This is a genomic window from Paraburkholderia sp. GAS41 (assembly GCF_050436545.1).
In the GTDB taxonomy this organism is placed as follows: Bacteria; Pseudomonadota; Gammaproteobacteria; order Burkholderiales; family Burkholderiaceae; genus Paraburkholderia.
Genome location: NZ_JBNDMK010000022.1, coordinates 36,994 through 58,077 on the forward strand (window position 1 = coordinate 36,994; position 21,084 = coordinate 58,077).

General features: G+C 63.8%; 18 protein-coding genes. 14 read left to right on the top strand and 4 right to left on the bottom strand.

Annotation, left to right across the window (positions count from 1 at the left end; all coding sequences use genetic code 11):
• Positions 1-277: 277 nt before the first annotated feature.
• Positions 278-2,128, bottom strand: coding sequence for an acyl-CoA dehydrogenase (locus P3T43_RS25940; protein WP_429283866.1), 1,851 nt, complete (start codon positions 2,126-2,128; stop codon positions 278-280).
• A gap of 546 nt (positions 2,129-2,674) precedes the next feature.
• Here P3T43_RS25940 and P3T43_RS25945 point away from each other — a divergent pair.
• The 12 genes from P3T43_RS25945 (at position 2,675) to P3T43_RS26000 (ending at position 16,194) form a co-directional block, all read left to right on the top strand.
• Complete coding sequence (locus tag P3T43_RS25945) at positions 2,675-3,502, top strand: sensor histidine kinase (RefSeq protein WP_429283867.1); 828 nt, start codon at positions 2,675-2,677, stop codon at positions 3,500-3,502.
• A 10-nt stretch (positions 3,503-3,512) separates the two neighbouring features.
• Positions 3,513-4,169 (top strand): response regulator transcription factor RqpR, encoded by a 657-nt coding sequence (rqpR, locus tag P3T43_RS25950; RefSeq protein ID WP_429283868.1) that lies wholly within the window; start codon positions 3,513-3,515, stop codon positions 4,167-4,169.
• Positions 4,170-4,461: 292 nt separating this feature from the next.
• Positions 4,462-5,868, top strand: coding sequence for an amino acid permease (locus P3T43_RS25955; protein WP_429283869.1), 1,407 nt, complete (start codon positions 4,462-4,464; stop codon positions 5,866-5,868).
• Positions 5,869-6,201: 333 nt separating this feature from the next.
• Positions 6,202-6,708, top strand: a complete 507-nt coding sequence (locus P3T43_RS25960; protein WP_429283870.1) for a (2Fe-2S)-binding protein — start codon at positions 6,202-6,204, stop codon at positions 6,706-6,708.
• 10 nt (positions 6,709-6,718) lie between these two features.
• The gene (locus P3T43_RS25965; RefSeq protein ID WP_429283871.1) at positions 6,719-9,100 is read left to right on the top strand and encodes a xanthine dehydrogenase family protein molybdopterin-binding subunit; all 2,382 of its coding nucleotides are present in this window, start codon (positions 6,719-6,721) and stop codon (positions 9,098-9,100) included.
• Between the two features lie 15 nt (positions 9,101-9,115).
• A complete protein-coding gene (locus P3T43_RS25970; protein WP_429283872.1) occupies positions 9,116-9,913 on the top strand; it encodes an FAD binding domain-containing protein in 798 nt (265 codons plus the stop codon).
• Positions 9,914-10,027: 114 nt separating this feature from the next.
• The gene (locus P3T43_RS25975) at positions 10,028-10,915 is read left to right on the top strand and encodes an AAA family ATPase (protein ID WP_429283873.1); all 888 of its coding nucleotides are present in this window, start codon (positions 10,028-10,030) and stop codon (positions 10,913-10,915) included.
• A complete protein-coding gene (locus P3T43_RS25980) occupies positions 10,912-12,159 on the top strand; it encodes a vWA domain-containing protein (RefSeq protein ID WP_429283874.1) in 1,248 nt (415 codons plus the stop codon). Before P3T43_RS25975 ends, P3T43_RS25980 begins: the two co-directional genes overlap by 4 nt.
• The gene (locus tag P3T43_RS25985) at positions 12,150-12,683 is read left to right on the top strand and encodes a CoxG family protein (protein WP_429283875.1); all 534 of its coding nucleotides are present in this window, start codon (positions 12,150-12,152) and stop codon (positions 12,681-12,683) included. The genes P3T43_RS25980 and P3T43_RS25985 overlap by 10 nt, the downstream gene beginning before the upstream one ends.
• Complete coding sequence (locus P3T43_RS25990; RefSeq protein ID WP_429283876.1) at positions 12,683-13,705, top strand: XdhC family protein; 1,023 nt, start codon at positions 12,683-12,685, stop codon at positions 13,703-13,705. The genes P3T43_RS25985 and P3T43_RS25990 overlap by 1 nt, the downstream gene beginning before the upstream one ends.
• Before the next feature lie 162 nt (positions 13,706-13,867).
• The gene (locus tag P3T43_RS25995; protein ID WP_429283877.1) at positions 13,868-14,119 is read left to right on the top strand and encodes a helix-turn-helix domain-containing protein; all 252 of its coding nucleotides are present in this window, start codon (positions 13,868-13,870) and stop codon (positions 14,117-14,119) included.
• Positions 14,120-14,256: 137 nt separating this feature from the next.
• A complete protein-coding gene (locus P3T43_RS26000; protein WP_429283878.1) occupies positions 14,257-16,194 on the top strand; it encodes a DUF3857 domain-containing transglutaminase family protein in 1,938 nt (645 codons plus the stop codon).
• A gap of 46 nt (positions 16,195-16,240) precedes the next feature.
• Here the strand turns inward: P3T43_RS26000 and P3T43_RS26005 are convergent, their stop codons facing one another.
• Positions 16,241-17,269, bottom strand: coding sequence for a serine/threonine protein kinase (locus P3T43_RS26005; RefSeq protein ID WP_429283879.1), 1,029 nt, complete (start codon positions 17,267-17,269; stop codon positions 16,241-16,243).
• 69 nt (positions 17,270-17,338) lie between these two features.
• Complete coding sequence (locus P3T43_RS26010; RefSeq protein WP_429283880.1) at positions 17,339-17,551, bottom strand: hypothetical protein; 213 nt, start codon at positions 17,549-17,551, stop codon at positions 17,339-17,341.
• A 404-nt stretch (positions 17,552-17,955) separates the two neighbouring features.
• On the opposite strand from P3T43_RS26010, the gene P3T43_RS26015 reads away from it, so the two are divergent.
• The gene (locus P3T43_RS26015) at positions 17,956-19,239 is read left to right on the top strand and encodes an MFS transporter (protein ID WP_429283881.1); all 1,284 of its coding nucleotides are present in this window, start codon (positions 17,956-17,958) and stop codon (positions 19,237-19,239) included.
• 273 nt (positions 19,240-19,512) lie between these two features.
• On the top strand, positions 19,513-19,698 hold the full coding sequence (locus tag P3T43_RS26020; protein WP_429283882.1) for a hypothetical protein: 186 nt from the start codon (positions 19,513-19,515) through the stop codon (positions 19,696-19,698).
• A gap of 91 nt (positions 19,699-19,789) precedes the next feature.
• On the opposite strand, the gene mgrA is transcribed toward P3T43_RS26020, so the two are convergent.
• On the bottom strand, positions 19,790-20,833 hold the full coding sequence (gene mgrA / locus P3T43_RS26025; RefSeq protein ID WP_429283883.1) for an L-glyceraldehyde 3-phosphate reductase: 1,044 nt from the start codon (positions 20,831-20,833) through the stop codon (positions 19,790-19,792).
• Between the last annotated feature and the right edge of the window lie 251 nt (positions 20,834-21,084).

The following is a 21,084-nucleotide window of genomic DNA, read 5'->3' on the forward strand; positions in this document are numbered from 1 at the left end:
TGTGGTGAAACGCTGCGCAGTTCTTTGAGCGGCGGGTTTGGAGGCTCTAAATCAGCCTTCAGATCGCTTCGAGTCTCTCGACTAACCTTCGGGTCGCTTCGAGTCTCTCAACCAACTTTCAGGTCGCCTCGACTTCCTCGCCCCCTTGGGGCACGACAAGACACGACACGAAGCGGCAAATCTGAGCCTCTCAAGAAGCCGCTGCCCTCCGCCAGATCTCCGCCCCGCCAGAACTTCCGTTGAGCTGCATGGTGCGACGTGACGGAGTCAGCGGACCTCAAAACCACGCGTCCTGCATATCCAGCGTGGTGCGATCTAGCGACGCCAGCAAATCAAATTGCGGCCCCGTCCTCGGCAATTCCCAGCGGAAGAAATAGTCGGCGGCTGCCAGCTTGCCCCGATAGAAATCCCCATCTGTACCGACGGCCTGCGGCAGCGCCGCTTGCGCCACCAGTGCCTGTTCCAGCCAGATCCACGCCGCCACGATGTGACCAAACGCCTCCAGATACACCGTCGCGTTGGCGAGCGTCAGGTTCAGGTCGCCACACGCCCATACGATGCCGGTGACCTCGGCTAAACGCCCCATCACCGCGCCCAGCGCCTGCGCATGCCCAGCCAGCGCCGCGTCGCCGCGCCCTATAGCGCGGCTGATGCTCGCGTCGACCCGTGCCACGAATAGCCGTAAGGCTGCGCCGTCTTTCACCACGACCTTGCGGCCCAGCAGGTCGAGTCCCTGAATACCGTGGGTTCCTTCGTGAATCGGATTGAGCCGATTGTCGCGATAGAACTGCTCGACGTTGTATTCGCGGGTGTAACCGTAGCCGCCATGGACCTGAATCGCCAGATTGTTGGCTTCCAGGCACCACTGCGACGGCCAGCTCTTGGCCACCGGCGTCAGGAGATCGAGCAGCAGCGCCATCTCTTCCTGTTCAACGGGATCGGTGAGGGCGCGCGCTTCGTCGACCAGACGCGCGCAATACAGGTTCAGCGCGAGACCGCCCTCGACGTAGGTCTTCTGCGCCAGCAGCATGCGGCGGATATCGGCATGTTCGACGAGCCGCACCTGCGGCGCGGCGGGATCCTTGCCACCCGCGCCGACCAGCCGCCCCTGCCGACGATTGCGCGCGTAGTCGAGGGCATGCAGATAGCCCGTATAGCCGAGCATGGTCGCGCCGAGACCGACGCCGATCCGCGCCTCGTTCATCATGTGGAACATGCAGGCAAGCCCCTGATGCGGTTTGCCCACCAGGTAGCCGATCGCCCCGCCTTTGCCGCCCGGCGTGTACTTCGTGCCTTCACCGAAATTCAGCAGGCAGTTGGTCGTGCCGCGGTAACCCATCTTATGATTCAGGCCGGCCAGCGCGACGTCGTTGTGCTCGCCGCACGAGCCATCCGGGTTGACCAGATACTTGGGCACGATGAACAGCGAGATGCCTTTCACGCCGGGGATCAGCTTGCCGTCCGGGCCTGGAATCTTGGCGAGCACCAGATGCACGATGTTCTCGGCAAGCTCATGTTCGCCGCCCGAAATCCACATCTTGTTGCCGCGCAGCCGGTATTGCGCGCCGAGCGGCGACTCGCCCTCGAAGTCTGCCCGGGTGGCGATGTCCGACAACGACGAACCGGCCTGCGGCTCGGACAGGCACATGGTGCCGAAGAAACGGCCCTGCAATTCCGGCAGCACGAAGGTGTCGATCTGCGCCGCGCTGCCGTGCGCAAGCAGCAGATTGGCGTTGCCAATGGTGAGAAACGGATACGCGCTGGTGCCCACGTTCGCGCCTTTGAACCACGCGAAGCCCGCCTTCTCCATGACCAGCGGAAGTTGCATCCCGCCCAGTTCGTAGTCCTGCCCGGCCGCCATCAAGCCGGCGTCGCAGAACGCCTTCAGCGCCGTTTTGACTTCGGGGATCACCGTGACCGTGGCGCCGTCGAAATGCGGCTCGTGCTGGTCGTTCTTCTTGTTGTGCGGCGCGAACAGATTCGTGGCGATCTTCTCGCACGTGTCGAGCGCGGCGTCGAAAGTCTCGCGCGAGTGATCCGCGTAACGCTCGATGCGTGTCAGTTGCTCGACCTTGAGCCATTCGTACAGCACGAAATTCAGATCACGGCGGGAAAGAATCAACGACATGGTGGGTCTCTTCGCGGAATGAGGGAAATGAACTGGCGCCTGGCGTGGCCGGCGAATCGCGCGCTGCAGGCACGCGGCAACCAGACCGATCGCTCGCAGGATACCGAAAATAGAACGACCGTACGATTATGGTTTGCGCCAGGAAAACGACCCGAGATATCTGACGACGCAATCAGGTTACAAATACTGCAAACAGCCTCACTTCCGATGTCAGCATTTTTCCTACACACAAAACGCATACGATCTGTCAATCAGATCAAATTCCTGGCGCAAAAACCCCACGCCAAGCCTTGTGCTGCCTACTTCTTTTGCTTTTTTGAGATATGATCGCGGCGCATTTCGGATGCTGTTACGCGTCCACCAGGGTTACATCCGATTTGTTACCAAATGTAAATCTCGTTACGCTGCGTCGTAGTGGTTTGTCCGTCGTGCCGATATGCGCCGCGGATGCATCACCAAGTCGGAATTTCGCATGCGTTCTGCTGTCTTCACGCCGTCGAAGCGCACCCGGTTTGCTGTTCAGACAGCATCCTGAGTGGGAGAGTCATGGATACGTCGATTGTCGTACCGATCACCGCGCATGTGCCCCCTTCCGCCGCCCGCCACGGTCCCGACGGGACAGCCGCCAGCGGCTCCGCCGAGCGCGAAATCGCCCTTCTGCGGGCCCGCGTGCTGGAACTGTCCACTGAACTCGTCCATGCCCACGAAGCCGCTTGCGAGCGCGTGGCCCGTGAACTCCACGACAGCGTCGGCGCCGAACTGACCGCGACGCACTTCGCGCTCGCCGGCGTCGAAACGTGGCTTCCCGCCGATGCGCCGCCGCAATGCGCCGCCGCGCTCGAAGTTGCGCGCCGCTCGCTCAACGCCGCCACTGAAGCCACCCGCCAGGCGGTCGCCGAATTGCATGCGCCTTCGCTCGAAACCGGCCTCGTTAGCGCCCTGTCGCAATGGACCGGCGATTTCGCCGCCCGCACGCAACTGCTCACGCGCTTCGAGTGCGCCACCGATGACCGGCTCACGCGCTTGCCGGCCGCTGCCGCGCTCGCGATCTTCCGGGTCGCCCAGGAAGCCCTCAACAACGTCGCCAAGCACGCCCGCGCCAGCGCGGCCGAGGTCCGCCTTGAAGTCAGCCGCCGTCACTTGATGCTCGTCGTCAGCGACGACGGCATCGGCCTCACGCCACAGGCCCGCCTGCGCCGGGGCCATTTCGGCCTCGCCGGCATGCGAGCCCGTTGCGCCGCATTCGACGGCAGCGTGCAGATCGGCACACGACGCCACGTGGCCGCGACGCCTGCCCGCGGCACCCTCGTGCGGGCGCGTTTCGCGTGGGATGCGCTGCTTGCCGAACGCGTCGCCGCGCCTTTCTCTTCGTGAGCGACCTGTCATGAGCCTGCGTATCCTGCTCGTCGACGACCACGCCGTGGTTCGTCAAGGCGTCCGGCAACTGCTGATAGACCGGGGCGTCGCGCTCGAAGTGGCCGAGGCGGAAACCGGCGCCGAAGCGCTGACCGCGGTGGCGCGGCACGTCTACGACGTGATCCTGCTCGACATCTCCTTGCCCGACATGAGCGGTGTCGAAGTGCTCAAGCGTCTCAAGCGCAAGGCGCCGCGCGCGGCGGTGCTGATGTTTTCGATGTACCGCGAAGACCAGTATGCGGTCCGCGCGCTGAAGGCCGGCGCGGCCGGTTACCTGTCGAAGACCGTCGATACCGCCCAGATGATCGGCGCGATCCAGCAGGTCGCGGCGGGCCGCAAGTACGTCAGCCCGGCCATGGCCGAGGCGCTCGCCGACTACGTTTCGTTCGACGGCGAGCAGTTGCCGCACGAAAAGCTGTCCGATCGCGAGTATCAAACGCTCTGCATGCTCGCCTCGGGCAAGCGCCTGACGGATATCGCCCATGCGCTGTCGCTGTCGGTGAAGACCGTGAGCGTGTACCGCACGCGGCTGCTCGAAAAAATGAAGCTGCGCAACAACGCCGAACTCACCTTCTATGTCATGAGCAACCGGCTCGTCGACCTGAATCCCGCGATGGCCGGATAAGCGCCATCAGGACCACACGGCGGCTGACGGCGCGCAGTCGCGTGTCCCGCGCTGTGTCCTGCATCATCAGGCGATTCCCGCCCACGCGCGGCACTGTCGCGAAAAAGCTTTGGTGCATAGGCGGGTCAGCCAGCAAGGCTGCTGCTCAAAACCCCGCATTTCCGCACCATTTACCCACCGGCGCGCCCTCCGGGCGGGTCACGGGGACAGATAAGCGCCCGCACATCCGATAAGATAATCGGCTCCCGACATTCGGCGCGCAACATGCGTGCACTACCGGAGATCCACGCCAATGTCCCTGTTTCGCAAGAAAAGCGTCGAGCACATGATCGCGGCCAGCAGCAAAAGCGGCGGCCTGAAGAAGACCCTCGGCGCGCTCGACCTCACCTTCCTCGGCGTCGGCGCCATCATCGGCACCGGCATCTTCGTCCTGACCGGCACCGGCGCCGTGCAGGCGGGTCCGGCGCTGATGGTGTCGTTCATCATCGCGGCCATCGCCTGCGGCTTCGCGGCGCTCGCCTATGCCGAATTCGCCTCGACCATTCCCGTGGCCGGCTCGATCTACACCTATTCGTATGCCACCCTGGGCGAACTGGCCGCCTGGATCATTGGCTGGGACCTGATGCTCGAATATGGGCTCGCCACCTCGGCCGTGTCGGTCGGCTGGTCGGGTTATCTGCAATCGCTGCTGGCGGGCTTCGGCGTGACGCTGCCAGTCGCCCTGTCGGCCGCGCCAGGCGCGTTGCCCGGCCATGCCACCCTATTCAACCTGCCCGCTTTCCTCGTGATGATGGCCATCACCGCGCTGCTGTCAGTCGGCATCCGCGAGTCCGCGCGCATCAATAACATCATGGTGGCGATCAAGGTGATCGTCGTGCTGCTGGTGATCGGCGTCGGGGTGTTTCACGTCACGCCGGCCAACTGGCATCCGTTCATGCCGAACGGCTGGAACGGCGTGTTTGGCGCGGCAGCAGTGATGTTCTTCGCGTTTATCGGCTTCGATTCCGTTTCTTCCGCCGCCGAAGAGGTGAAGGATCCGAAGCGCGACCTGCCGATCGGCATCATTGCCTCGCTTGGGGTGTGCGCGGTGCTGTACGTGGCGGTGGCGGCGGTCGTGACGGGTATCGTGCCGTCGGCGCAGTTCGCCAATATCTCGCATCCGGTTTCGTACGCGCTGCAGGTGGCTGGCGAGAAATGGGTGGCCGGCTTTATCGATCTGGGCGCCGTGCTCGGCATGCTGACCGTGATTCTGGTAATGGCCTACGGCCAGACGCGCGTGATCTTCGCCATGTCGCGCGACGGCTTGCTGCCCGCGAAGCTCTCGCGCGTGCATCCGCGTTTTGCGACGCCGTTTTTCACCACATGGCTCGTCGGCATTTTCTTCGGTCTGATCGGCGCACTGGTGCCGCTCAACGTGCTCGCGGAACTGATCAATATCGGCACGCTGGCGGCGTTTTCGATGGTGTCCATTGCCGTGCTGATCCTGCGCAAGACTCATCCGGACCTGCCGCGTGCCTTCCGCTGCCCCGGCGTGCCGGTGGTGCCGGTGCTCGCCGTGGCATCGTGCCTGTTCCTGATGATCAACCTGCAGCTCATCACCTGGGTTGCGTTCGTGATCTGGCTGGTAATCGGCATGGCGATCTATTTCGGCTACTCGCGCCGTCATTCAAAACTTGGGCACGGGGCGCAGAGCCACTGAGGGAATCGTCTTGGGAAACTGAGTACCGCCAACTAAACGCTCGCCGGCGCTCGACGAAGCGCCTCCTGAAACGGCACGCCTGCTCACGCAGCGTGCCGTTTTTTCCTGTTCGGCCGCCGTGTCGTACGCAGCGTGTCGCCGCATTCCGGGCTACGTGGACGATTTCCCCCGATAGCACCCCTCACCGATTTGTGCTTTACTTTTCGGTGGAACCATAAAAACCAGAAACCGAAGCGAGCCCTCATAGCAGGCAGGCGGTAGGTAATAAACGTGGGCCCGTGCCGGTCTCGATCCCCCTCGCAACCATGTTGCCCGGGACATAGGAGACAGTTCATGGCGATCAGCATCAGTCTGACGGTGAACGGCGCGCCCGTTACCGCCGAAATCGAACCTCAAACCCTGCTTGTCCAGTTCCTGCGCGATCAACTCCGGCTCACCGGCACACACATCGGCTGCGACACCGCCCAGTGCGGCGCCTGCACCGTTCATCTGAACGGACGCGCGATCAAATCGTGCAACATCCTCGCCGTGCAGGCTGAAGGCGCCGAGATCACCACCATCGAAGGTCTCGCGAAAGACGGCGAACTGCATCCCATGCAGGCCGCATTTCGCGCCTGCCACGGCCTGCAGTGCGGTTTCTGCACGCCCGGCATGGTGATGAGCGCCACCGCGCTGGTGCAACGTCAGCCCGATCTCACCGAAGCGGATGTGCGCGCCCAGCTCGACGGCAATCTGTGCCGCTGTACGGGCTATCACAACATCGTCAAGGCCGTCCTGGAAGGCGCAGCCGGCATGAAGTGCGGCGCCGCTGCTCTCGCCACCGACACAGTCACGGCCTGAGGAGACGACGATGAACGCACCCGACCCGCATCCGCTGATTGGCGCCTCCGTTCAGCGCAAGGAAGACTACCGGTTCCTGACCGGCAATGGTCAGTACACCGACGATGTCGTCCTGCCCCAGCAAACCTATGCCGTGTTTCTGCGCTCACCCTATGCGCATGCGCGGATCAAAAGCGTCGACACGGCTGCGGCAAAACAATCGCCCGGCGTGGTGGGCGTGTTCACCGGCGCGGATATGGCCGCGGATAACGTGGGTGGCCTGCCGTGCGGCTGGCTGATCCATAGCGTCGACGGCAAGCCGATGAACGAGCCGCCGCACCCGGTGATGGCCCATACCAAGGTGCGCCACGTGGGCGACCAGGTCGCACTGGTGATTGCCCATTCGGTGAAACAGGCGAAAGACGCGGCCGAACTGATCGAGGTGGATTACGACGTGCTGCCCGCCGTGGTGAATACGGCGCATGCAGCCGATCCGGGCCAGCCCGCCGTGCACGACGAAGTGCCCGACAACGTCTGCTACACATGGGGCCACGGCGACAAGGCCGCAACCGATGCGGCCTTCGCCAAAGCCGCCCACGTGACGACACTCGATATCGTCAACAACCGTCTGATCCCCAACGCCATCGAACCGCGCGCGGTGAACGCGAGCTGGTCGCCGCAGGACGACAGCTACACGGTGTATGTCGCCAACCAGAATCCCCACGTCGAACGGCTGCTGATGGCGGCCTTCGTGCTGTCGCTGCCTGAATCGAAACTGCGCGTGATCGCGCCGGATGTCGGCGGCGGCTTTGGTTCGAAGATCTTTTTGTACGCCGAAGATGTGGCGCTCACCTGGGCGTCGAAGAAAATCCGCCGGCCGGTGAAATGGACTGCTGAACGTTCGGAGGCCTTCATTTCCGACGCACATGGCCGCGATCATGTGACGAAAGCCGAACTTGCAATGGACGCGCAAGGCACTTTCCTCGCCATGCGCGTGCATACCATCGCCAATATGGGCGCTTACCTGTCGACCTTCGCCTCGAGCGTGCCGACCATCCTGTACGCGACGCTGCTCGCCGGCCAGTACGCGACACCCGCAATCTATGCGGAGGTGAAGGCGGTCTTCACCAATACGGTCCCCGTCGATGCATATCGCGGCGCCGGCCGGCCCGAAGCGACTTACGTGGTCGAACGGCTGGTGGAAACCGCCGCGCGCGAGATGAATCTCGATCCCGCAGAGATCCGCCGCCGCAACTTCATACGCACGTTCCCGTATGCGACGCCGGTGGGCCTCACCTACGACACCGGCGATTACGACACCACGCTCGCCCGCGCGCAGGAACTGGCCGACGTGCCGGGTTTCGCCGCACGCAGGCAGGCCTCGGAGCAAAACGGCAAGCGGCGTGGCCTCGGTTACTCGTGTTATATCGAAGCCTGCGGCCTCGCGCCGTCCAACATCGCCGGCGCGCTGGGTGCGCGAGCGGGTTTGTTCGAAGCGGGCGAAGTGCGCGTGCATCCCACCGGCTCGGTGACGGTGTTCACCGGCTCGCATAGTCACGGACAAGGTCACGAGACGACGTTTGCCCAGGTGGTCGCGGACCGGCTAGGCATTCCGCTGTCCAACGTCGAAATCGTGCACGGCGACACCGGGCGCATTCCGTTCGGCATGGGCACGTATGGCTCGCGTTCGATCGCCGTGGGCGGTTCGGCCATCATGAAGGCGCTCGACAAGATCGAATCGAAAGCGAAGAAGATCGCCGCGCATCTGCTGGAAGCAGCCGCAGAAGACATCGAGTTCAAGGACGGCATCTTCCGCGTCGCGGGCACCGACCGCACCAAAGCCTTCGCCGATATTTCGCTCGCGGCCTACGTGCCGCACAACTATCCGCTCGACAAGCTCGAACCGGGGCTCGACGAAAGCGCGTTCTACGACCCGACCAACTTCACCTATCCGGCCGGCTCGTATATCTGCGAAGTGGAAGTCGATCCGGAAACCGGCGAATGTCGCATCGAGCAGTTCACCGCTGTCGACGATTTCGGCAACGTGATCAATCCGATGATCGTCGAAGGCCAGGTGCACGGAGGACTTGGCCAGGGCATCGGCCAGGCGATGCTCGAGCGGTGCGTGTACGACAACGACAGCGGCCAGTTGCTGTCCGGCTCGTATATGGACTACGCGATGCCGCGCGCCTCGGACCTGCCGAGCTTCACGGTGGAAACGGCCAAAGGCACGCCGTGCACGCACAATCCGCTCGGCGTGAAGGGTTGCGGCGAAGCGGGCGCGATCGGCTCGCCGCCGGCGGTGATCAACGCGATCCTCGATGCGCTGGCGCCGCTCGGCGTGAAAGATCTGCAAATGCCTGCCACGCAACACCGCGTGTGGTCCGCGATCCGCGCCGCGCAACAACCCTGACCGGAGCAAGCCGACATGTACACATTCGACTATCAACGCGCGGCCGATCCGAAAGCGGCGGTCGCGGCGCTCGCCGGTGACAGCGACGCAAAATTCCTCGCTGGCGGCCAGAGTCTGTTGCCGACCATGCGCCTGCGTCTCGCACAGCCCTCGAAACTGATCGACGTCACGCGGATTGCCGCGCTCAAGGCGCTGCGTGTCGACGCCAACACGGTCACGGTCGGCGCGGCTGTCTGTCATGCAGACGTCGCCGATCATGCGGATATCCGCCGTGTCCTGCCTGGCCTCGCCAGCCTCGCGAGTCATATCGGCGATCGTCAGGTGCGCGCGCTCGGCACGATCGGCGGCTCGCTCGCGAATAACGATCCGGCTGCCTGCTATCCGGCTGCGGCGCTGGCGCTCCGCGCCACGATCGTGACGGACCGCCGGCGTATCCCGGCCGACGACTTTTTTATCGGCATGTATGAGACCGCGCTCGCACCCGACGAACTGATCACCGCCGTCGAGTTCCCGATCGTCGAGCGCAGTGCCTACGAAAAATTCCGCAATCCGGCTTCGCACTTTGCGCTGGTGGGCGTGTTTGTCGCGAAGCATATCGACGGTGTGCGAGTGGCCGTGACGGGCGCGGGCGCCTCGGTGTTTCGCGTTCCGGATCTGGAGCGGGCCCTCACCGCCAGTTTCACACCCGAGGCCGCGCGTGCCGTCAGCGTCTCGGCGGACGCGCTGAACTCCGATATGCACGCGAGCGCCGAGTACCGGGCCCATCTGATTCCGGTCATGGCAGCGCGGGCCGTCACCACCGCAAACGGTTAGGACGGAGTCCTGCGAAGAACCAGGACCTGGCGGAGCGCGGCGCGAGCTTGCGCATCACGTGGCCCGGCGCGACCGGGCCGTCTGGTTTTACCGCCGTCCGGCTTCGGGAGCATCATGCAGCCAGCTTCAATCGACGACACGCTCGCCCGGCTCAGCGCTCAAGGCTATTTCGCCAACCGCGAACTGGCGACCGCGCTGTTTCTCGCGCTGCGCATGGAGCGGCCGCTGTTCGTCGAGGGCGAGCCGGGCGTCGGCAAAACCGAGCTGGCGAAGGCGGCTGCGGGGCTGCTGGGCACGACGATGCTGCGGCTGCAATGCTACGAGGGGCTCGACACCGCTAGCGCGCTTTACGAGTGGGACTACCCGCGTCAGATCATGGCGCTGCGGCTCGCGGAAGCCGCCGGTGAACGCCCCCGTAACGACACGCTGTATCGCAGCGAATTTCTCCTCAAGCGTCCGCTATTGCAGGCGCTGATGCCTGACGAACAGCATCCTGGCGCTCGCCGTGTGTTGCTGATCGACGAGATCGACCGCGCCGATGAGCCATTCGAAGCGTTTCTGCTCGAACTGCTGTCGGACTTTCAGGTGTCGATTCCAGAATATGGCACGGTGTGCGCCGAGCAGCCGCCGCTGGTCGTCATGACCTCGAACCGTACCCGCGAAGTGCACGACGCCTTGAAGCGCCGCTGTCTGTATCAATGGATCGGCTATCCGGAACGCGACCGCGAGTTGGCGATCGTCGCCGCGCGCGCCCCGCAAACCAGCGCCGAACTGCAGCGGCGTGCTGTCGATTTCGTCCATCAGTTGCGCGGCATGGATCTGTTCAAGGCGCCCGGTATCGCCGAGACGATCGACTGGTGCCGCGCGCTCGCCGCATTGAGCGTCACCGAACTCGATCCGCAATCGGTGCAGGACACGCTTGGCGTGCTGCTCAAGTATCAAGACGATCTGGCCCGTGTCGACGCCGCGCAGATCGCGCAGTGTCTGGCGGTGAAGGAATGACGACGATGCTCAGTGATCCTGAGGACAAGCTGGCCCCCAAGCTTGCGCACAATGTCGTGCACTTCGTGCGTGTCCTGCGCGGCGCGGGCCTGCCGATGTCGCCCTCGCACGCCGTAGATGCACTCGAAGCATTGCGCTGGATCGACCTCAGCCGCCGCGACGATGTGCGCGCCGCGCTTGCCGCCATGCTGATTTCCGCACCGGACGCGCGTGAGATCTTCAATGCCGCTTTCAATCTGTTCTGGCGCGACCCCGACTGGGAAGGCAAGCTGCGCGCGCTCCTGCTGCCCAAAGTCCGCAACGGTCTGCCGCCGCCGAAGCGCAACAACCGTCTCGCCGATGCGCTTGCCGCGCGTCCGCCCGGCCTACGCCATCCCCATGCCGCACCTGAAACCGAGCAGCACGAACTGCACGCCCACGTCACCTTCAGCGCCGAGGAGCGCCTGCGCCACCGCGATTTCGAAACCCTCAGCGCCGACGAATGGCGTACGCTGCGCCATGTCATCCGCGGACACCGCCTGCCGCTCGCCACCGAACCGACACGCCGTCTCAAGGCAGCTTCGCGCGGCACCCACGCCGACCTGCGCGCGAGTGCGCGTCACGCGGTGCGTTCGGGCGGCGACTGGACCGTCTGGAAATACCGCGCCGTCACCGAGCGCAAACCGCCGCTCGTGCTGCTGCTCGACATCTCCGGATCGATGAGCGCGTATTCGCGTGCGGTGCTGTACTTCTGTCACGCCTTATTGCAATCGCGCGAACGGCTGCAGGTATTCCTGTTCGGCACGCGCCTCACCAATGCGACGCGCGCGCTGCGCGAGCGCGATCCCGACGTGGCGATCGCCAGCCTCGCCGATCAGGTGATGGACTGGTCGGGCGGCACACGCATCGGCGCGGCGCTCGCCGAGTTCAACCGGCGGTGGGCGCGGCGGGTGTTGACCGGCAGGGCAACCGTGTTGCTCGTCACGGATGGCCTCGATCACGAAGCCATCGACATGCTCGGCAGCGAAATGGCGCGTCTGCGCCGCTTCGCCCATCGCGTCGTCTGGCTCAACCCGCTGCTGCGGTACAGCGGCTTCTCGGCGAAGGCGCGCGGCGTGCGGGCGATCCTGCCCCATGTCGACGCGCACCGGCCGGTACATAATCTGGACAGCCTGGCTGCATTCGGCCGCGATCTGGCGCAACTGACCCGCGCCCCCCGCAGCGCCGCCGTAGCCGGAACACGTGGAGCCTCTCGATGGAATTGACCGAAACCTATACGCTGCCCGTTTCGCAACAACGCACGTGGGAAGCGCTGAACGACACCGCCATCCTGCGCGCGTCGATCCCCGGCTGCGAGAGCATCGAAGCGGATGGAGAAAACGCATTTGCGCTCTCGATGGCCGCGTCCGTGGGTCCCGTCAAGGCGCGCTTCAAAGGACGCATGCTGCTGACCGATATCGACGCGCCGCGCACGTACACCATCGTTTTCGAGGGCCAAGGGGGCGTGGCGGGCTTCGGCTCAGGCAATGCGCGCGTGACGCTGGAACCGGACGGCGCGGCGTCGACCCGGCTGACTTACACGGCGAGCGCCCAGGTGGGTGGCAAACTGGCGCAGATCGGCTCGCGGCTCGTCGACGGTGCGGCGCGCAAGCTGGCCGGCGAATTTTTCAGGCGCTTCAATGCTCTCGTGAGCGGCGAAGCCGGCGCAGAGGCGCCGCCCGCAGACTCAGCAACAACAGACGGCGCGGATCCCGAATCCGGCGACGCTCAAATGAAAAGGAACACATGATGGACAGCGTGGATCTCGAAGTCCTGAAGTCCAGCGCACGCTGGCTCGAATTGGGACATCGCGCGCTACTGGTGACCGTGGTCAAGACGTGGGGCTCGTCGCCGCGTCCGGAAGGCGCGATGCTGGCCGTGCGCGACGATGGTCTCGTGGTGGGATCGGTGTCGGGTGGCTGCATCGAGGACGACCTGATCGAACGTGTCCGGCAACGCGGCATCGAGCAAAGCGTGCCGGAGGCGGTCAAGTACGGCATCACGGCGGAAGAAGCACACCGCTTCGGCCTGCCCTGCGGCGGCACCATCCAGTTGGTGCTCGAGCCGTTGAGCAAGGCCAGCGGCATCGCGGAACTCTGCAGTGCGGTCGAAGACGGCAAGCTGATCGCACGCCATGTGGAGATGGCGACCGGCGCGGCGCACCTGGGGCCCGCTCAGGCGACCGACGGCGTCCACTTCGACGGCGAGCGCCTGTTGACCATCCATGGACCGCGCTACCGGATGCTGGTGATCGGCGCGGGGCAATTGTCGCGTTATCTTTGCCATATCGCGGTGGGGCTCGATTATCAGGTGACCGTCTGCGATCCGCGCGAGGAGTACACCGATGAATGGGATATTCCCGGCACGAAGATCGTGCGCACGATGCCCGACGATACCGTGCTCGACATGAAGCTCGACGAGCGCTGCGCGGTGATTGCACTCACCCACGATCCCAAGCTCGACGACCTCGCGTTGATGGAGGCGCTGAAGACGCGCGCGTTTTACGTCGGCGCGCTGGGCTCACGGCGCAACAATGCCGCCCGGCGCGAGCGGCTCAAGGAGTTCGATCTCAACGATACCGAACTCGCGCGACTGCACGGGCCGGTGGGTATCTATATCGGCAGCAGGACGCCGCCCGAAATCGCCGTGTCGATTCTTGCCGAAGTGACCGCCGCGAAGAACGGCGTGTCGCTACCGACTTTGTTGCAGGTCGAAGGGGCCAAGGCCGCAAGAGAGATCGCGGCGAGCGGTGGGACGACGTGTAGCGTATAGCGCGTAACATGTAGCCGATTTTCCGGGGTGACGGGTGTAGGCGGCGTGCGGCGGGCCGCTACGCTGCAGCCCGTTGTTTCCCTTCCATCTGATTCGTATTCCTTTGCAACGTTGGCCGTTCGGCTGACTGGTTTTCCTCCCTCAAATCCTTAGCATGGCTTCGTGCGCGCCGCGTGGGTTGCCGCACGTGTGCGTGCGCTTGGCTTTTCGCAGGAAGAACTGGCTGGCTTGCTGGATGTGAAGCAACCGAGTATCGCCAAGCTCGAGCAGCGAACGGACATGTATATCTCCACGCTGCGTGACCATATTCACGCGCTGGGTGGCGAACTGGTGATGATCGCGCGCTTTCCGGACCGCGACGTCAAACTCAGTTCTTTGGGCGTGCGTCCTGCAGCAGACGGTGCAGTGGCCTGAGCCACCACCCAGCCACCGCAGCGCACCAATCAAAGCCCCGTTTTTATGAGCGTTCGCCGCTTGACAAGCGGTTTTCGTGAACCGACTCTGAGGGACGCAGCCCCACCAACGTATCCGTTCGGACACCTGAACCCGCCATGCGCCTCTTCCCGTTCGCCTGTATTGCGACTGTCAGTTGGCTGTTGTGCGCTTGCGCCGCCAGCGCGAGCGTCGCGGTCAATCCTGACGACCCTTATACCAACGAAGGCGAAACGCAGACCTACACCGTCAACGCTGACGGTTCGTTCAGCAAGCTCGACAGCATGACGCTGCAGGTGAACAACGAAGCGGGTGTCGCGCGCACCGCCCAGCAATACATCTGGTTCAACCGCAACATGGCGGATGTGGAGATCATCGAGGCCTATACGACCGGCGCCGACGGCGTACGCCACGACGTCCAGCCCGATGAGATTCGTGACGTCCAGGAAGCCCGCTCGTTCGACGCGCCGATGTTCCAGGACATCCAGGAAAAGGTGATCGTATTTCCCGCGGTCGAGCCGGGTTCGCGCGTTCATCTCACGTATCGCAAGACGCAGAAGGTGCCGATCGTGGACGGCGAATTCAGCGACTTCACGCCGCCCGATCTCGCGCCCACCCACAACTTCCGCCTGATCTACGATCTGCCCGCCGACAAACCGCTCTACGCCGACGCACGCGGATTCACCGCCGAGCCACCGGTGACGCACGACGGTCGTACGCGTTACGAATTCCGCTACGATCGCGCGCACTTCAGCCGGCTCGAACATGGTTCGGTGGCCTACGTGTCCTACGGCGACCGTTTGATGGTGTCCACCTTCGCCAACTACGCGGCCTTCGCTGCGACCTATCGCGCTTCATCCGCAGACCCGAGCGCGCATGATGCCGCACTGGTCCAGCTCGCGCAGTCGGTCACGGCGCACCAAAGCTCGCCGCGTGAAAAAGCCAAGGCGCTCTACGACTGGGTGCGCCGCAATGTGCGCTATGTCGCGATCAATGTCGGGCGCGGCGCGGTGGTGCCGCATCCGGCCAGCGCCATCCTCGCGGACCGCTATGGCGACTGCAAGGATCACGTCGCCCTGTACGGCGCATTGCTCGACGCCGTGGGCATCCGCAACGAACCGGCCCTGATCAGCAGCGGCACGATCTACACGCTGCCGAGCGTGCCTGGCTATGGCGTGATCAATCATGTCATCACCTGGTTGCCCGACCTGCAGATGTACGCTGATTCAACCGCGTCGAATACCGAATTCGGCTTTCTGCCTTCGAGCGACATGGACCGGCCCGCCGTGCTCGTAGCCGAAGGCAAGCTGGCGCAAACGCCCGCGACCGCGCCAATGGCGCATCTTTCGGAGCTGGCCATCACGGTCGCGCCCAATGGCTCGGCGAGCTTCGTCTATCAGGTGCAGGCGTCAGGCTGGTCCGCGGAACAGGGGCGCGCCATGCTGCGCATGCAGACCCCGGCCCAGCGTGAAGAATCGATTCAGGCCGAATTGCGCAGCGCCAACCTGAATGGCACGGCCACCCTCTCCACGAGCGATCTCAGCGCCACCGACGGTCCCTTGACCATCACGTTGAAAGGCACCCTTGAGAGCCTCGTGGTACCGGGCACCGCGGCCTCCATTCCCGCGCTGACGAGCTTTGCGGGCGGCTTCAGTGCGGATGCGCAGTACTGGTTGGGCGAACGCCAGCGCACCCAGCCGTTCGTGTGCCGCAACCTCGAGTTGCACGAGCACACACGCATCTCGCTGCCGTCGAATTTCCGCGTGCTCGACATGCCGGAGGCCATCCAGGCACAAGATCGCTTCATCGATTTCCACTCGCAGTACACGTTCGATCCGCTCACCAATGTCGTGACCCTAACGCGCGATGGCAGCACGCATTTCGACAGCGATGTCTGCACCCCCGACGAATTCGTGCAGATGCGCCCCACGCTCGAAAGACTCCAGCGCGATGTGCGGGCCGAAGTGATCGTCAGGTCGACGCTGGTCGAAACATCGAACGTCACAGCGTTCTCACCGTCGACGCCGTCTGCATCCGTCTCGCTGCTCGCACCTTGATCAGCAGGTCCACGACCGTGGGCCTAACCGGCGAGACAGCGACACGTTAAACCGGCCACAGCGGCCCCTCCTGCATGGCGCCGAGTTGCTCGCGCATTTCGAGAATGCGGTCTTCCCAGTATCGTTGCGTGTTGAACCAGGGAAACGCCGCGGGAAAGGCGGGATCGTCCCAACGGCGCGCCAGCCACGCCTGGTAATGAATCAGTCGCAAGGTGCGCAGGGCTTCGATCAGATGCAGTTCACGCGGCTCGAACTCGCAAAAGTCCTCGTAGCCCGCGAGCAAATCGGTGAGCGCGCGCGACGCTTCGGCGCGTTCGCCCGGCAACAGCAGCCATAGATCCTGCACCGCCGGTCCCATGCGGCTATCGTCGAAGTCGACAAAATGCGGACCGGCATCGGTCCACAATACGTTGCTCGGATGGCAGTCGCCGTGCATTCGCACGGCGCGGAGTTCACCGGCCCGCTCGAAGGCCCGCTCAACGCCTTGCAGCGCGAGATTCACCACGGTCTCCCACGCCGTGCGCACGTTGTCGGGCACGAAATGCTGCGACAGCAGAAAATCTCGCGGTTCATAGCCGAAGGTCTGAATATCGAGCGTCGGACGCGCCACATAATTCTGCGTCTGCCCGACGGCATGAATGCGTCCGATGAAACGGCCAAGCCATTCGAGCGTATCGCGCCGATCCAGGTCGGGCGCGCGGCCCCCGCGCCGCTCGAAGATCGAGAAGCGAAAGCCGTCGAATGTATGCAGCGTGCGTCCTTCGAAGACGCGCGCGGGCACGGCCGGAATCTCGCGCGCGGCGAGTTCGGCGACAAACGCATGCTCTTCGAGAATCGCTTCGTCCGTCCAGCGCTGCGGCCGGTAGAACTTGGCAACAACCGGTGGGCCGTCCTCGACGCCGATCTGATAGACGCGGTTTTCGTAGCTGTTGAGCGGCAACATGCGCCCATCGGTGCGCACGCCAACCGTGCTCATGACGCTGTCGATCGCGTCGAGTACGCATTCCGGCGTCAGCCGGGTAAAGGGCACAGCGCCGGGGGCGCTGTCCTGCGAATCGTGAGTTTCGTGGTTCATGCCCGCATTGTGCGCCGCGCCGCCAGCAAAGACGAGCGTCGCGGCAACACGCGCGGGTACGCGCCGCGTTCAGTGCATCTGTGCACTGGCCGGGCGCACGAGTTCGCCCGTATCAATCAGGTCTTCGAGGAAAAAGGGTTCCGTATTCAAATGCGGCGACGTGCCGGGTTCACCGGCATACCAGGCCACCATCGCCATATCGCCAAGAATACGCATGACAATTCCGCGCGCGCCCTGAGGCACGGCGATATGCACGGAGCGGACAATAGAACCGACTTGCATGATATTTCCCCGTTCTCCCATAGCCGGCTATATGAACGTCTTTGCCGGTCGAGGTGATGATAAAAGCGCCGCTTCGTCGAACACGTTGCGCACGCACCTGATTGTCTCCGCGACGCACGCGGTGGTGGGCCGGCAAAAAAACAAGCCGATGGCCCTACTCTACCGCATGCCGATGAGCCCATCATAAACCTTACGCCACCGATATATCGAAAACATACGTGGGTGTTGCGCGAGCGCTGTCTACCTGGCCTATCACGGCGCTTCTACCGTGCATCGTCAACGTATCGTCGACAGTCGCGGTGAAACGCGCGCGCATGAGGCCCCTATGTCGAGCCGGCCCCGCAGACGCCGCACACGTAATACGCGTATCGTTGTGGTTTTCGCTTTTGCAGGGAGACTGTTTCGTGACCGTATCGCCGGAATCCCACCGGACCGCTGCTTCCGCTGTTCACCCCTCCTCACCTCCCGGCTCTGCTGCATCGACTTCGGCTGTGCCCTATCTCGAACGTGGCACGCGCCCTTACTGGCATGCCAGCCTGGCGTTGCTGTTCGCCGGCTATGCGACGTTCTCGCTGCTCTATTGCGTGCAGCCCTTGCTGCCCGCATTTTCCACCGCGTTTAACGTCAGTCCCGCGCAGAGCAGTCTGTCGCTGTCGTTCAGCACCGCGACGCTCGCACTTGCGGTATTCGTCGCAGGTTCCATTTCGGAGGGCTGGAGCCGCCATCGGCTCATGACGCTCTCGCTCACCCTGTCGGCGTTGCTCACCGTGGGCGTTGCCATCGCACCGCAGTGGCACACCTTGCTGGTTTTGCGCGCGCTCGAAGGGCTGGCGCTCGGCGGCGTGCCGGCTGTCGCGATGGCCTACCTCGCGGAGGAGGTTCATCCCGATGGGCTCGGCCTCGCGATGGGCCTCTATGTCGGCGGCACGGCAATCGGCGGCATGGCGGGGCGGGTGATTACCGGCGTGGTCGCCGACCTGTTCTCCTGGCGCATCGCCATCGGCACGATCGGCGTGCTCGGCATCCTGTCGATGCTCGCGTTTCGTGCGCTGCTGCCACCGTCGCGCCACTTCGTGCCACGTCGCGGACTCGGCTTTGCACATCACCGTGCCGCGCTCGCCCAGCAATTCACGCACTCCAGCCTGCCTGCACTGTTCCTGCTGGGCTTCGTGCTGATGGGCAGCTTCGTCACGCTCTACAACTACATCGGCTACCGGCTGCTCGCGCCACCCTATCAGCTTAGCCAGAGCGCTATCGGCGCGATCTTCGTCGTGTATCTGACCGGCGTGGTGGCCTCGCCATGGTCCGGCCGGATGGCCGATTCCTTCGGCCGTGGACGCGTGTTGACCGGCGCCATCGTCATCATGCTGATTGGCCTTGGGCTGACGATGCTGCACCCCATCACGGCCATCGCAGCCGGCATCGCCTGCGTGACGTTCGGCTTTTTCGCCGGTCATGCGGTAGCGAGCGGCTGGGTCGGGCGGTTGGCGAAACAGGCAAAAGGGCAGGCCGCCGCGATGTATCTGCTGTCGTACTACCTCGGCTCGAGCCTCGTCGGTTCATACGGCGGGCGCTTCTGGACCGCTCATGGGTGGGATGGCGTCGCCGGACTGGTCGGCATGCTGCTCGCGCTCGGACTCGCCGTTTCGCTCTGGCTGCATCGGCGTGAAAGGCGCAGTGCAGCCTAACGCAGGGTTGGTGGCCTCGACTGCGCTGTCGCGGCCCATCCGGAAAGGACAGTGTAAGCATTCGCTTCACTGTCAGGGATATCGACTGGGCGCCACGCAAACCCGCGCAGCCCCGCCTGACAAGACTTCCGGGCCTCGCCGAGCGGCGTTGCAGCGCCGCAAATGCGACCCACGCAGATTCAGGCGTCGCCTATACTCAAATCAAGCGTAGCGGCACCATCCAATCCAGAAATACAGTCGCCGACCTCGCGAGCGCCCCATAAGGAGACGAGCATGACGACCTACTTCACGATCGCCGATTTCATTCTGATCATTCCGATGGCACTAGCCGGCGCTCTGTTTGTCGGCGCCCTACCCTGCAAAACGGAGCTAAGGCACAACGTCTTCCGCCTGATCGGCGCGTTGCTCGGCGTGGGCGTCGCGGTCCTGCTGGTCGAAGGCTTGCCCGCGCTCGTCTAGCGGCGCAACCGAGCACGCAAAGCCCGCGTCTATAGAAAAAGCCGCCTTACGGCGACTTTCCTGACTGCGGCTCGGCGAGAACCCGCGAGCTTCAGATGGCCTGATCGGTGGACGGCTTCTCCCACAGGTTGACGCCACCTTCCGTCGCATAACGGTCGATCTCCGCCAGTTCTTCTTTCGAGAACTCGAGGTTCTTCAGTGCGCCGACGTTCTCGCGCACCTGATCGGCCTTGCTCGCGCCGATCAGCGCCGAAGTGATGCGCCCGCCGCGCAACGTCCATGCGAGGGCCATTTGCGCCAGGCTCTGACCGCGACGCTGCGCGATTTCATTGAGCTTGCGCACATGCTCGATGTTTTGCGGGTTGAGATGGTCCTGTTTCAGCGAGCCGCCACCTGGTTTGTTGACGCGCGCATCGTCCGGCACGCCGTTCAGATACTTGCCGGTCAGCAGACCTTGCGCAAGCGGCGTAAAGGCAATGCTGCCCGTACCGAGTTCCTCGAGCGAGTCGAGCAACTCATGCTCGACCCAGCGATTCAACAGGTTGTAAGCCGGCTGGTGAATCAGCAGCGGCACCTTGTATTCGGCGAGCAGCTTCGCCATCTCGCGCGTCTTGGCAGCCGAGTACGACGAAATGCCGATGTAAAGCGCCTTGCCCTGCTGCACAGCGGTTGCCAGTGCGCCGGCGGTTTCTTCGAGCGGTGTGTCTGCGTCGAAACGGTGCGAATAGAAAATATCCACGTAGTCGAGCCCCATGCGTTGCAGGCTCTGATCAAGACTCGCGAGGATGTATTTGCGCGAGCCGCCGCCCTGACCGTACGGGCCCGGCCACATGTCCCAACCTGCCTTCGACGAAATCAGCAGTTCATCGCGGTACGGCTTGAAGTCGTCCTTGAACAGACGTCCAAAATTCGTTTCAGCACTGCCGTACGGCGGCCCATAGTTGTTCGCCAGATCGAAGTGCGTGATGCCGAGATCGAAAGCGGTGCGCAGGATGTCGCGCTGCGTGGAGAGCGGTGTCGTATCACCGAAGTTGTGCCACAGACCCAGCGAAAGCGCCGGCAGTTTGAGCCCCGACTTGCCGCAAACGCGGTACTGCATGTCCGAATAGCGTGCTGAAGCTGCTTCGTAAGCCATTGCTTTGAATCCCTTGATGAAAACGGAAGGAAGAGTCGTCAGGCCGCTGCGATGCCATGGGTTGGCGTGAGACAGCCGCGTGCGGTTCAGTGCGCGGTGAGACGAACACACTATCTTAGCGAATCGCCGGCAAGGTTGCAGGCGCCCATTATGCGGGACAAGTCCGACGCGAGGCCGCTGGACAGGCGAGCGGAGCATGGACGCCGCCGTCACGCTCCCCTACACTTCGACGTCCCCGTTTATTTGAGGCA

Excerpts from the sequence above, each read along its gene's own strand:
- mgrA (WP_429283883.1), bottom strand. The coding sequence starts at position 20,833 with ATGGCTTACGAAGCAGCTTCAGCACGCTATTCGGACATGCAGTACCGC.
- P3T43_RS25960 (WP_429283870.1), top strand. The coding sequence starts at position 6,202 with ATGGCGATCAGCATCAGTCTGACGGTGAACGGCGCGCCCGTTACCGCC.
- P3T43_RS25955 (WP_429283869.1), top strand. The coding sequence starts at position 4,462 with ATGTCCCTGTTTCGCAAGAAAAGCGTCGAGCACATGATCGCGGCCAGC.
- P3T43_RS25965 (WP_429283871.1), top strand. The coding sequence starts at position 6,719 with ATGAACGCACCCGACCCGCATCCGCTGATTGGCGCCTCCGTTCAGCGC.
- P3T43_RS26005 (WP_429283879.1), bottom strand. The coding sequence starts at position 17,269 with ATGAACCACGAAACTCACGATTCGCAGGACAGCGCCCCCGGCGCTGTG.
- P3T43_RS25945 (WP_429283867.1), top strand. The coding sequence starts at position 2,675 with ATGGATACGTCGATTGTCGTACCGATCACCGCGCATGTGCCCCCTTCC.
- P3T43_RS25940 (WP_429283866.1), bottom strand. The coding sequence starts at position 2,128 with ATGTCGTTGATTCTTTCCCGCCGTGATCTGAATTTCGTGCTGTACGAA.
- P3T43_RS26020 (WP_429283882.1), top strand. The coding sequence starts at position 19,513 with ATGACGACCTACTTCACGATCGCCGATTTCATTCTGATCATTCCGATG.
- P3T43_RS25975 (WP_429283873.1), top strand. The coding sequence starts at position 10,028 with ATGCAGCCAGCTTCAATCGACGACACGCTCGCCCGGCTCAGCGCTCAA.
- P3T43_RS25990 (WP_429283876.1), top strand. The coding sequence starts at position 12,683 with ATGGACAGCGTGGATCTCGAAGTCCTGAAGTCCAGCGCACGCTGGCTC.
- P3T43_RS25985 (WP_429283875.1), top strand. The coding sequence starts at position 12,150 with ATGGAATTGACCGAAACCTATACGCTGCCCGTTTCGCAACAACGCACG.
- P3T43_RS25970 (WP_429283872.1), top strand. The coding sequence starts at position 9,116 with ATGTACACATTCGACTATCAACGCGCGGCCGATCCGAAAGCGGCGGTC.
- P3T43_RS25980 (WP_429283874.1), top strand. The coding sequence starts at position 10,912 with ATGACGACGATGCTCAGTGATCCTGAGGACAAGCTGGCCCCCAAGCTT.
- P3T43_RS26010 (WP_429283880.1), bottom strand. The coding sequence starts at position 17,551 with ATGCAAGTCGGTTCTATTGTCCGCTCCGTGCATATCGCCGTGCCTCAG.
- P3T43_RS26000 (WP_429283878.1), top strand. The coding sequence starts at position 14,257 with ATGCGCCTCTTCCCGTTCGCCTGTATTGCGACTGTCAGTTGGCTGTTG.
- rqpR (WP_429283868.1), top strand. The coding sequence starts at position 3,513 with ATGAGCCTGCGTATCCTGCTCGTCGACGACCACGCCGTGGTTCGTCAA.